This is a genomic window from Pseudomonas haemolytica (assembly GCF_009659625.1).
Classification (GTDB): Bacteria; Pseudomonadota; Gammaproteobacteria; order Pseudomonadales; family Pseudomonadaceae; genus Aquipseudomonas; species Aquipseudomonas haemolytica.
In genome coordinates, this window is the sequence record NZ_VOIW01000002.1 from 708145 (window position 1) to 720869 (window position 12725).

9 protein-coding genes are annotated in these 12725 nt (G+C 59.5%); 7 read left to right on the plus strand and 2 right to left on the minus strand.

Features of this window, described 5'->3' with window-relative positions; genetic code table 11:
- Window positions 1-5 precede the first annotated feature (5 nt).
- On the plus strand, window positions 6-632 hold the full coding sequence (locus tag FRT59_RS09480; protein WP_153871045.1) for a LysE family translocator: 627 nt from the start codon (window positions 6-8) through the stop codon (window positions 630-632).
- Here the strand turns inward: FRT59_RS09480 and FRT59_RS09485 are convergent.
- Window positions 622-5856, minus strand: coding sequence for a dermonecrotic toxin domain-containing protein (locus FRT59_RS09485; protein WP_153871046.1), 5235 nt, complete (start codon window positions 5854-5856; stop codon window positions 622-624). The genes FRT59_RS09480 and FRT59_RS09485 overlap by 11 nt on opposite strands.
- 148 nt (window positions 5857-6004) lie before the next feature.
- Entirely contained in the window at window positions 6005-6358 is a 354-nt protein-coding gene (uraH, locus tag FRT59_RS09490; RefSeq protein ID WP_034116988.1) for a hydroxyisourate hydrolase, read from the minus strand.
- 390 nt (window positions 6359-6748) lie between these two features.
- On the opposite strand from uraH, the gene puuE reads away from it, so the two are divergent.
- The 6 genes from puuE (at window position 6749) to FRT59_RS09520 (ending at window position 12685) form a co-directional block, all read left to right on the plus strand.
- Entirely contained in the window at window positions 6749-7675 is a 927-nt protein-coding gene (gene puuE / locus FRT59_RS09495) for an allantoinase PuuE (protein WP_034116989.1), read from the plus strand.
- On the plus strand, window positions 7672-8187 hold the full coding sequence (uraD, locus tag FRT59_RS09500; RefSeq protein WP_153871047.1) for a 2-oxo-4-hydroxy-4-carboxy-5-ureidoimidazoline decarboxylase: 516 nt from the start codon (window positions 7672-7674) through the stop codon (window positions 8185-8187). The genes puuE and uraD overlap by 4 nt, the downstream gene beginning before the upstream one ends.
- 41 nt (window positions 8188-8228) lie before the next feature.
- Window positions 8229-9224: an allantoicase gene (gene alc, locus FRT59_RS09505; RefSeq protein ID WP_153871048.1), complete on the plus strand. Its 996-nt coding sequence runs from the start codon at window positions 8229-8231 to the stop codon at window positions 9222-9224.
- 145 nt (window positions 9225-9369) lie between these two features.
- A complete protein-coding gene (locus tag FRT59_RS09510) occupies window positions 9370-9873 on the plus strand; it encodes an ureidoglycolate lyase (protein WP_099492371.1) in 504 nt (167 codons plus the stop codon).
- 51 nt (window positions 9874-9924) lie between these two features.
- Window positions 9925-11223 (plus strand): urate hydroxylase PuuD, encoded by a 1299-nt coding sequence (locus FRT59_RS09515; RefSeq protein WP_162524854.1) that lies wholly within the window; start codon window positions 9925-9927, stop codon window positions 11221-11223.
- A gap of 115 nt (window positions 11224-11338) precedes the next feature.
- Window positions 11339-12685, plus strand: a complete 1347-nt coding sequence (locus FRT59_RS09520) for a nucleobase:cation symporter-2 family protein (RefSeq protein WP_153871049.1) — start codon at window positions 11339-11341, stop codon at window positions 12683-12685.
- The last annotated feature ends 40 nt before the right edge of the window (window positions 12686-12725 follow it).

Below are 12725 nucleotides of genomic sequence, written 5' to 3' on the forward strand. Positions count from 1 at the left end.
AAATGATGAACCTGGATACCTGGCTGCTGTTCAGTGGGGCTGCATTGATCGTGATCCTGATTCCAGGCCCACTGTCACTGCTGATGATCAGCAACAGCCTCAATTACGGCCTGCGCCGCTCGTACCCGGCGTTTCTGGGCGGAGTGTTCGCGTCGATCTGCCTGTTGAGTGCTTCGGCCCTGGGTCTGGGGGCCTTGTTGCTGGCCTCGGAACAGCTGTTCAGCGCCTTGAAAATCGTCGGTGCGGCCTACTTGTTCTACCTCGCCTGGCAGAGCTGGCAGCAATCGCGCCAACCGAGCCAGGGCGCGGTAGTGCCTGCGGCCGCGGCGACGCCCCGCTTCCGCACGCTGTTTGGCCGGGCCTTTGTGCTGGGTGCCAGCAACCCCAAGGACATCCTGTTTTTCGCGGCCTTCCTGCCGCAGTTTCTCAATAGCCAGCAGCCGTTTCTGCCACAGTTGTTGATCATGATCGCTACCTGGACGGTGCTCGACCTGCTGTGCAAGCTGGCCTACGGCCTGGGTGCCCATGGCGCCGCGCGGTATTTGCGCAGCGGCAAGGGTCAAAGCTGGTTCAACCGGGTCAGCGCCGCATTGTTCGGCAGCGCCGGCGCAGCGTCGTTAATTACACGCTAGGCATCATTTTGATGAAGTAAACGCTTGGAGGCACCTTTCCAAAGGTAGGCCACTGAATGCCCGCCATGATCCGAACCAGGCGCTTTTCCTGCAGTGCACTTTTAACCTCGGCGGGTAATGATGGGTTTGCGTGAAACCAGCGGTCATCAAGCCTGACACCGATCTTGATGCTCCCCTTCTCAACCCACTGGTAGGCCACGTAATACAGTTGGGTTGGAGAATTGGGGTGTGTAGCGATCAATTCGTGAGTGGTTTTTTTCCCGTAACGTTGTACCTGGAGCTCCCGGAGCTCGAAGCCCTGCGACGTCAGTACTGCCTTGACTGCGGCTCTTTGCGCAACCTCCCTGTCTGCCACAACCACTTTGCCGCCGCGCTGGAGCCTGGGTTCTGGACTGACGGTGAAGTCAACACGCGTGAAGCCAGGCGCCTTACCATCGAAACCGATGTGTATGAAGTCTCGGTCCATTTCATGGGGACGCAACATTCGGAGCAAATCATCCGTCTGGCCAGGCCTCGCAGGAAGTGGGGGTATCCAATCGTCGAGCGTCGCACGAGCATTGAGCAAATGGCTGGCCGTTGCCGGGCGCTTTGGACCTGATAACTCGATGACCCTTGCGACAGTGAACTCTCGGCTATAGCGCGTCATGGTGGGGAAGGCCGTCCCCACAGAGTCCGTCAAAGGCCTGTCGAACAGAGGGGCATGGACGAGCCATGTGCCCGCTTGAGTACGTGACACCGGAAGGGGTTGCTCAACAGGTGCATCGCTCGTCCAACGCACAATGTCAACTTCGGCCAACGAAACCAGCGGTTCATTCCTGTGAATAAACACAATGCTACTCGTTGGAGCCTGATCGCCCTCGGGAAGCAGCCTGAAATAACTGCTCGCAGGATCCATCAGGCTGGAATTCGGGGCCGCGGCCCGAAGGACATTGTGAGGGTACCCCCGGGCATCCTGCGCGATATGAAACACCCCGGCAGACGGAGAATGGGATATCGCCCCCACCTGCTGGGGTGAGATTTGCCAAGTGTGCCAATGGGTAGTTGCCGGGCCAGACTGGAGAATCGCATTTTGCACAGCATCGCGCGCGACACTGGATGGCTTCCAATCGGACGACAGGTCAGGCGCACGCAACGGGTTAAGTGCTACCGCTCCCGCCTCCGGTTGAGGCGCATCTGCGCCGAGCAACCATTCCCCAGGCTCGTGGATAGTCAAGATCAGCTCATCTTGCCCCAACGCCTGCTTGTTCTTCAGGCGAAACGACGGATCGTTGCCGCGCCGGTGGAGCGGGTAATGGTGGGTATCATCCGCCACAAATGGCTCGCCATTCTTAACATAGACACCTTTTTCGCCCGGCCCTTTCAACGCTACCGCCCCCTCAGGCACACCCTTGATTTTGAAAGGCTCCAGGGCTTTGAGGTGAGGCACGGGGGACGGTGCCAGGCGGGAAGGCCCGCTCTTGGACATACGCAAGCGGTGTATCCGCCCCAAGGTCTGCCGCAGTGCAGGCCTTGGGGCGGGAGTCGCAATACCTGCCTTTTTCTTGGGCCCGGGTACAAAGTTCGATAAGAGATCAACAGCCAGAAAGATGCTCATAAAGGTCACATCGACTGCATCATTGGGATCGCCAAAGCGGTGATAACGCCGCGCCGCAAGCAGCAACTCATAAAACTCATTAACCAACCCGTACAGCGGACTGAAAAAAGCAACCGACCTTCGTATGGTGGCATCGCTCTGCTCGTCAAGACGACGGATCCGATAGGCCTCGAGCGCCTTTGCTGAATGGCTGGCAGCCTGTGTCCGGCGTTGCAGCTCAAGCACGCTGGCGCGGTACAGCAAGGCCTGGGCGTTGCTGTGGGACGTGGCGACAAGCGCCAACCAGTCCTGCGGATCACTGGCAATCTGCTCAAGGGTTTGCTTTTCGATCTCATCAGCAATCGCCGTCGGCTCCAGATACTTGATGCTGAATGAGCGAATAAATTCGCTCCCCCGCCAAACGCCCTTCACCAAGCAAGCATAAGGTGATAGATCCAGCAGTTCGAATCCCTGGGCGGCCCTGTCGTCGCGATCGGGATGGTGGGTGATGGCCTCAAATGCCCAGCCCGGTGCGACCTGCCGCGCCAGCGCCTTGGCGTTATCAGGCAAGGCGCCTATACGGTTCAATTCATCATGGGCCTGTTGCAGGCTGCTGTACTCGGTGAGGATCAATGCTTGCGTGGCCTGGGGCCAATAGACAACGCACAGCCCCGAGCGCTTGTCGTGCACGAGCACTATCCCGGCGATATAGCGATCATGCTGCATCGTGTGCCCCACCAGATGAATCACGTACAGTTGTAACTCATGCTGGTTTTTCAGTAGGTCTTGCGGCGTACGGGCCGCCAGCGCAGTTTTGACTACGCTTTGTGCCGTCGCCGTGAGCCCCCCTTGTGTTGCCGAGAACAGGTGGTACGCAACGCCCGCGTGCAGCGAGCGATTCAATAAAGCGCAGATGCGCCCTTCACTGAGCGTATCGTCGGCGCCCACCGGCGGGTAAAACGTTTGGGTGATCAATGCGTCGTACTGGCCACCGATATCCAGCGAGGACACCATGCCGATCAGGTAATCGGCATTCAGTAGTTGCGTGCATTCGGGTTGCAGAAAGCGGGCGCGACTCAAGCGCCACCGCGTCCAGGGCGCCAGTGGATCCAGGTTGTGCAGCACCAGTTGCAACAGGCTAAAAGTGGTACGCGTCGTGCTTGGGGTCAATATTATGTTGCGATCGCCCACGGGGCAGGCGCTTGTGCCCGCACAGATGCTGCCTTGAACATCATCGGGCATATCAATAAAGGGCTGGTCGATGTCCAACAGAGGCGAGATATCGTCCTGGTTCAAACGGGCGATCAAGGCGCGGCGGGCGAACGTATATAAGTCCGGCAGATGCTGTTCAAGCCGAGCGCTATAGGCAAAGGCGGCGCTCAGGTAAAGACGCTGCAAGCGCCTGAAGTGTTTACGTTGCGCACGCGCGGCATTCGCCAACCATGCCGGCAGTTTTTTCGCGTCAGAGGCGGCCTTGCGCAGCAATTCAATATTCGCCTGGGCCTGACTCAGGGCGCTACTGGCAGGAACCTTCAGTTGCTCTTGCAGCTCCACCATCAGCAGCGCGCGGCTCAGCTCAGCCCCTCTCACTTCACTGAAAATACGCGTGATGTCCTCGGTGCTTTTGTGTAAGCGATCGTAGGATCCAAGCATTTTCTGAAGAGAGACCAGCGCAGGCTTGCGCTCGATGGGTACGTAACGCACTGCCAAGGTCTCACGCATCGCGTGTGCGCGTAAGTCGTTACGTTTATCGCGCTCGATACAACCCCACAGCACGGAGTCGTCCTGGCTGCTCAGGCTCGCCTTGACACTTCGGGTCAAAGCATCCAATCCGGAAAAAGCCTGCACCCCACCCTCGATCCCAAAAGCGTACAGGACTACCGGACGCTGCCGGGACGGAACCCTTACTGCCGCCGCTGTCGTCACCACCCACACGTTATGGAGTGAATAGAAGGCATCTGGCTCGCTGCCCACCGCGATCCACAGCACCTGGGTTTCACTGCCTGGGCGTTTAGCTGGCAAAGGTTGCTCCACCACCTCAATCACCAGATCTCGATGGGCCGTGCTTAGCCGCTTGAGCCGGTGTTGCAACTGAACCTCACAGCGCAGGGCCTCGGTTTGGGCATTCATGAACAGGGAACCACGCCTGAGCGTCCCCGCGCCACCGGGGCGCTCAGTCCAAAAAGCCAGATCGAGCAGCCGTTGCTGCGCATCCTGCAGCAACGTATTCAACGTTTGGGCATGCACCTTGAGTTGGCTTACCAGCGACATAAACGCCTGATACGCCGCAGTCTCTTCGCTCAGGTCATCGGGATTGAGCAGCGCAAGCAGACCTTTTTCGTAACGTTTGATCTGCTGCTCGGTGGTGCGCAGGGCCAGGCCGGACGCAGTGCTGGCAAAAATTATTTCTTCGCGTCGTCGTTGCTGGTCCCATTTGAGTAATCGGTCACGAAGGGCACCGAGCCGAGCGCTGCCGACCAGTTGCTTCCTGGCACCCTCCACATGCTTGAGAAAAGGCACAGCGGTCAGCGGCGCAGGCCGAGGCCGTTCTTCAGAATACACGTGGGCGTAATTGATCATCACAGCACACGCCAGTTCGTTTCCCCATTGCTCGCTCAGTAATGCTTCGGCACCCAACGCCAGCGCATCGCCCATGATCTCCATGCCACGAACCACACTGGACGCCGGGGACAGGTCTGCGGGCCGGCACAACGCATTGCGCCGATTTAACGGCAAGCACTGCCAGAGGTCGTGAAACAGCGTCCTGTTCAGTTCCAACAGGCCACACTGAAGCGCGATGAAGGATGGGTACTCGTAGAAGTTGCGGGCAACCCCCGGCAAGTAAATGACATGGGGTGCACCGCTGGGGTCACCCTCACGATACACATGCAATGCGCCCGGGATCGCCACCGCAGGCGTACCGGGCCACATCAACAGGCCCACCCGCACGCAAGCCCAGGCCCCGCCTGCGCGCTGACGAGCCTCAGCGCCAGGCGCATCGATCACCGCCTGAACCATGGCTACTCCTGCAGTCGATAGCTCGTCCAGTTGCCGGGCCAGAAAGGCCCGGTCAGCGAACAATTCCGTATGCAACTCAACCCAACGTTCCCGGCGTGTGCGCCAGGAACCCTGCACCAGGGCGTCCCAATATTCGGTGTGCGCACGCGCCAGCCGGTCAAAAAGCCTCAACGCGATCACTCGCTGCAATATCTGCAACGGTGTATACGGCAACCGACGGCTCGGATCGCCTTTGACGTTCAGGCGGGTGAATTGATTGACATTGATCGGCACAGAGGGCCGAACCAGCAGCAGCAACGCTCGATCGGTCAAGCTGTCGATCTTCTCAGGCATACCTGACGGGGCGAGTTCGGTGAAAAGCAGGCTGTCCGGATCAACCTCAAACGCTTTGCGCAGCTCGGCGCGGATCACCTTCAACACGCTAGGCGAGCGCCCTATAAGGCGTGTAAGCGCCTTTGTCGACTCGCTGCATCGCCAGTCGGCAAGGCCGATCTGGTTGATCAGACGGCTGGGATGAGTCTGTACGTTAATCCGTCGCCTCAGCTGCTCGCGCACTGCTTGTGACTGCGCGTAGGCAGCCAATTCAAAATCGGCGATGTCGGACAATGGGCTGGAAGGGGGTGGCGAGGTCATGGTGCTTCCCTGTGAGAAAGGACCCAGCCTAGGCATGGCAGATGTTCAAAAGGCGCTAGATAGTGAGCGCACACCTGCAAAAAAAAGCCCGCAGTGTGCGCGGGCGAAACCAACGAAGAGCATTTGGGGTGAGAAGCGAGGTGACGACTCAGCTACCGCGATAGGTGGAGTAGCTGTAAGGCGAAATCAGCAGCGGCACATGGTAGTGATCCTGTTCGGCGCTGATGCCGAAGCGCAGTACCACCACGTCGAGAAACGCAGGTGTCGGCAGTTGCACGCCACGGGCGCGGTAGTAGTCGCCAGCGCTGAATTGCAACTGGTACACGCCGCTGCGGTAGTCGTCACCTTGCAGCAAGGGCGCGTCGCAACGGCCGTCGCTATTGGTCACAGCGCTGGCAACCAGCTCCAGCTGTGCACCTTCGACGCGGTACAGCTCAACCTTGATCGCGCTGCCAGGGCAGCCATGTGCGGCGTCCAAAACGTGTGTAGTCAAACGTCCCATGGCGTCAACGCGCCTCCCTAAGTCAGTAGAAGAGAAACCTGCGCTTTTTCAGGGCATCGAAAAAGCCGGCGATGACCGATTAAGACACTTTTTAATAAAATTGTACACAATAAAAACTACAAACCTTTGGAGACGCCCAGCCGCATTGCTCGACAGGTCAATCCTCGGGTAATCCTTGCTTTTAAACGACCTTTTGTCCATTAACTGACCACTCAGGCAAGTTTCTTGCTTCAGCCTGTGAACCGATGTCTGCGGAAAAAATGCGGAAATGTAGGCTTACAAAGTGCTCGATAAGTTGTATACAATCACTCATCGCTGTGACGCCAACCAGTCTTTTCACTGCCCGGCCGCCACACATACTTGCTACCACGAACAAGAAGGAAGACTGCAGTGAGCGCTGACTACCCACGCGACCTGATCGGTTACGGCAGTAACCCTCCTCACCCCCACTGGCCGGGCAAGGCACGCATTGCGCTGTCTTTCGTACTCAATTACGAAGAAGGTGGCGAGCGCAATATCCTGCATGGCGACAAAGAGTCCGAAGCCTTCCTCTCGGAAATGGTCTCGGCCCAGCCGCTGCAAGGCGAGCGCAACATGAGCATGGAATCGCTGTACGAATACGGCAGCCGCGCCGGCGTGTGGCGCATCCTCAAGCTATTCAAAGAGTTCGATATCCCGCTGACCATCTTCGCCGTGGCCATGGCCGCCCAGCGCCATCCGGACGTGATCCGTGCGATGGTCGCCGCCGGCCATGAGATCTGCAGCCACGGCTACCGCTGGATCGACTACCAGTACATGGACGAGGCCCAGGAACGCGAGCACATGCTCGAAGCCATCCGCATCCTTACCGAGCTGACCGGCGAACGCCCACTGGGCTGGTACACCGGGCGCACCGGCCCCAACACACGGCGGCTGGTGATGGAGGAAGGCGGCTTCCTGTACGACTGCGACACCTACGACGACGACCTGCCCTACTGGGAACCCAACACCCCCACCGGCAAGCCGCACCTGGTGATCCCCTACACCCTGGACACCAACGACATGCGCTTCACCCAGGTGCAGGGCTTCAACAAGGGCGATGACTTTTTCGAGTACCTCAAAGACGCGTTCGACGTGCTCTACGCCGAAGGCGCCGAGGCACCGAAGATGCTGTCCATCGGCCTGCATTGCCGCCTGATCGGCCGCCCGGCGCGCCTGGCAGCCTTGAAGCGTTTTATTGAATACGCCAAGGGCCACGAACAGGTGTGGTTCACCCGCCGCGTCGACATTGCCCGCCATTGGCAGCAAACCCACCCCTACACGGGAGCGGCGAAATGACTGCGTTCCATACCTTGAAACCCTCGACCTTGAGCCGCGACGCATTCGTCCAGGCCTTTGCCGACATCTACGAACATTCGCCATGGGTGGCCGAAAAGGCCTTCGAGCTGGGCCAGGATGCTTCGATCGACCAGATCGAAACCCTGCACCAGCGCATGAGCGATATCCTGTTGAGCGCCGATCATGCCAGTCAGTTGGCCTTGATCAACGCTCACCCGGACCTGGCAGGCCGTGCGGCCGTCCAGGGCCAGTTGACCGAAGCCAGTACCAATGAACAGGCTGGCGCCGGTATCCACCAATGCACGGCCGAAGAGTTTTCTCGCTTCACCGAGCTGAACGATGCCTACAAGGCCAAGTTCAAGTTTCCCTTCATCATGGCGGTAAAAGGCAGCAACCGGCATCAGATTCTCGCCGCGTTCGAAACGCGCATCCACAATTCGGCAGACACCGAATTCAAGTGCGCGCTGGACGAGATCAACAAGATCGCGTTGTTCCGTTTATTGACCCTCTAAACGACCATCCCCAGCCACTCTATCTAAGGCAGACAAGAAGAATGAAAGCTTACGCCGTACCTTTCGAGAAGTTCGTCAACCTGGCCGACGCCCGCCTGGGCACCAAGATCATCTCTGTGACCGATGACTGGTTCGCCGACGCCAACCGCCTGTTCCAGCCGACCCCGGCCGTGTGGAAGGAGGGCGTTTTCGATGATAACGGCAAGTGGATGGACGGCTGGGAGTCACGCCGCAAGCGCTTCGAAGGCTACGACAGCGCAGTGATCCGCCTGGGCGTGCCCGGCTCGATCAAGGGTGTGGACATCGACACTTCATTCTTCACCGGCAACTTCCCGCCGTCGGCCTCCCTGGAAGCCTGCTTCCTGGCCTCGGGCGAGCCGGATGCCAACACGCAGTGGGTGGAAGTGCTGTCGGCCGTGGAGCTGCAAGGTAACAGCCATCACTACCACGAGATCAACAACGACCAGGCCTTCAGCCACCTGCGCTTCAACATCTACCCGGATGGCGGCGTGGCGCGTCTGCGTGTGTACGGCGTGCCGTTCCGCGACTGGTCCTCGGTGGGCGACAACGAACAGGTCGACCTGGCTGCCGCTCTTAACGGCGGTCGTGCCCTGGCCTGCTCCGACGAACACTTCGGGCGTATGAGCAACATCCTCAACCCAGGCCGTGGCATCAACATGGGCGACGGCTGGGAAACCGCGCGTCGTCGCACGCCAGGTAACGACTGGGTAATCGTCGCTCTGGGCCACCCGGGCGAGATCGAGAAGATCATCGTCGACACCCTGCACTTCAAGGGCAACTACCCGGACACCTGCTCGATCCAGGGCGCATTCGTGAAGGGCGGCACCGACAGCCAGATCGAAACCCAATCGCTGTTCTGGCGTGAACTGCTGCCGGCGCAGAAACTGGAAATGCACGCTGAACACACGTTTGCCGAGCAGATCAAGACGCTGGGGCCGATTACCCATATCCGCCTGAATGTGTTCCCGGATGGTGGTGTAAGTCGCCTGCGAGTCTTGGGCAAGGTTTCGAAGTAATGCTGAGACTGTAGGAGCGAGCTTGCTCGCGAAGATCGTCAACGATAACGCGCCCATCCTGGATATACGCGGTGTCCTTGAGTTTTTCGCGAGCAAGCTCGCTCCTACACTGATCCAATAACAATTCAAGATTAAGAAGACAGCCATGCGCACACTGATGATCGAACCCCTGACCAAAGAAGCCTTCGCCCCCTTCGGAGACGTTATCGAAACCGATGGCAGCGATCACTTCATGATCAACAACGGGTCGACCATGCGCTTCCACAAACTGGCAACGGTGGAAACCGCCAAGCCAGAGGACAACGCCATCATCAGCATCTTCCGCGCCGACGCGCAGGACATGCCGCTGACCGTGTGCATGCTGGAAAGACACCCGCTGGGCAGCCAGGCTTTCATTCCGCTGCTCGGCAACCCCTTTCTGATCGTGGTCGCGCCACTTGGCGATGCACCTGTATCAGGCTTGGTCCGCGCCTTCGTCACCAACGGCAGGCAGGGCATCAATTACCATCGCGGCGTCTGGCACCACCCGGTGCTGACGATCGAAAAGCGGGATGACTTCCTGGTGGTTGATCGCAGTGGCACAGGCAATAACTGCGATGAGCATTTTTTCAAAGAGGATGAGCGGTTGATCCTCGCCCCCCACCAATAAGAGAAGGCCGGATCACCCGACAACAAGGGTGACAGGCGAGAGGTAAAGACTGTGGAAGCACATCTGTTGGAATGGCTGAACCTGAGCGTGCGCTGGGTTCACATGATCACTGGCGTCGCCTGGATCGGCGCTTCGTTCTACTTTGTCTGGCTGGAAAACAACCTTAATCGCGTCAACCCCAAGAGCGGCCTGGCCGGCGACTTGTGGGCGATCCACGGTGGCGGTATCTACCACCTGGAAAAATACAAACTGGCCCCGCCGACCATGCCGGACAACCTGCACTGGTTCAAATGGGAAGCCTACTTCACCTGGATGTCGGGCGTCGCGCTGCTGTGCGTGGTGTTCTACTGGAACCCGACGCTGTACCTGCTCGCCCCGGGCAGCAGCCTCAGTGGCACCGAAGGCGTGTTGCTGGGCATCGGCTCACTGCTCGCCGGCTGGTTCATCTACTCCTTCCTCTGCGACTCGGCCCTGGGCAAGCGCCCTGCCCTGCTCGGCTTGATCCTGTTCGTGCTGTTGATTGCCGCGGCCTACGGCTTCAGCAAGGTGTTCAGCGGCCGCGGTGCCTACCTGCACGTAGGTGCGGTGATCGGTACGATCATGGTGGGCAACGTGTTCCGCATCATCATGCCCGCCCAACGTGCGTTGGTGGCGGCCATCGCCGAGAACCGCACCCCGGACCCGGCGCTGCCAGCCAAGGGCCTGCTGCGTTCGCGGCACAACAACTACTTCACCTTGCCGGTGCTGTTCATCATGATCAGCAACCACTTCCCGAGCACCTACGGCAGCCAGTACAACTGGCTGATCCTGGCCGGGATCGCGGTGGCGGCGGTGTTGGTAAGGCACTACTTCAACACCCGGCACAACAGCCAGAAGTATGCGTGGACCCTACCGGTAGGTGCATTGGCGATGATTTGCCTGGCGTATGTAACCGGGCCAAAACCCATGTCGAACGCACCGGAAGTTGCCAAGGCACCGGCGGCCATCGAGTACCAACCCTTGCCTGAAACAGCCCTGGGCGGTGGCTTGAAACCGGCGGCACCGGCAACTGCAGAACCTGCCCCGGCGGCGGCGCCCGCTCAAGCATCGATTGATTTTGACAAGGTGCACGGCGTGATCGAGCAACGTTGCACTGTATGCCACTCGGCCAAGCCCACCAGCCCGCTGTTCAGCACCGCACCGGCTGGGGTGATGTTCGACACCCCGGCGCAGATCCAGCAGCAGGCGGCGCGCATTCAAGCGCAGGCCGTGGCGAGCCAGATCATGCCGTTGGGCAACATTACCCAGATGACCCAGCAGGAGCGGGATTTGATTGGCTCGTGGATCAATCAAGGAGCTCGCACCAACTGACAGATTCACACAGTTCCAATGTGGGAGGGGGCTTGCTCCCTCCCACAGGGGTTCTGCTGTGTTTTGAAGATTGCGTTCCACACAACACAAAAATAAAAAAGATCCGAGGTGTTGCATGACCGAGTTAGTCGAACCGCAGATTCCCGCCGCGCCCGCCATGGTGCGGCTACCCCTCTTGCAACTGATTCTGGTAGGCCTGCAACACGTCTTGCTGATGTACGGCGGCGCCGTCGCCGTACCCCTGATCATCGGCCAGGCCGCAGGGCTAAGCCGTGAAGAAATCGCTTTCCTGATCAACGCCGACTTGCTGGTGGCCGGTATCGCCACCATGGTGCAGTCGTTCGGCATCGGCCCGGTGGGTATCCGCATGCCGGTGATGATGGGCGCCAGTTTCGCCGCCGTCGGTAGCATGGTCGCCATGGCCGGCATGCCCGGTATCGGTTTGCAGGGCATCTTCGGCGCGACCATCGCCGCCGGGTTCTTCGGCATCCTTATCGCGCCGTTCATGTCCAAGGTCGTACGCTTTTTCCCGCCGTTGGTGACCGGTACCGTGATTACCGCCATCGGCCTCTCACTGTTTCCCGTGGCCGTGAACTGGGCCGGGGGCGGCAGCGCCGCCGCCACATTCGGCTCGCCGGTGTACCTGGCGATTGCCGCCCTGGTACTGGCCACCATCCTGTTGATCAACCGTTTCATGCGCGGCTTCTGGGTGAACATCTCGGTGCTGATCGGCATGGCGCTGGGCTACGGCTTGTGCGGCCTGCTCGGCATGGTCGACCTCAGCGGCCTGGCCCTGGCGCCGTGGGTGCAGGTGGTGACGCCGATGCACTTTGGCATGCCCACGTTCGAGCTGGCACCGATCCTGTCGATGTGCCTGGTGGTGGTGATCATCTTTGTCGAGTCCACCGGCATGTTCCTCGCCCTGGGCAAGATCACCGGGCAGGACGTCACGCCGAAGATGCTGCGTCGCGGCTTGCTGTGTGATGCCGGTGCATCGTTTTTCGCCGGCTTCTTCAACACTTTTACCCACTCATCCTTCGCGCAGAATATCGGCCTGGTGCAGATGACCGGCGTGCGCTGCCGCTCGGTCACGATCATGGCGGGTGCATTTTTGATTGTGCTCAGCCTGTTACCCAAGGCCGCTTACCTGGTGGCGTCGATTCCGCCAGCGGTACTCGGCGGCGCGGCAATTGCCATGTTCGGCATGGTCGCGGCGACCGGCATCAAGATCCTGCAGGAAGCCGACATCGCCGACCGTCGCAACCAGTTGCTGGTGGCGGTGAGCATCGGCATGGGGCTGATTCCCGTGGTGCGCCCGGAGTTCTTCGCGCAATTACCGCTGTGGATGAGCCCGATTACCCACAGCGGCATCGCCATGGCCACCCTCAGCGCGTTGTCGCTGAACATACTGTTCAACATCCTCGGCGGCGCTGAACGCCCCGAAGTCGCCCATACGCATTGATTCACCTGTTACACCGACAACAAAAATAATAACGAACAGG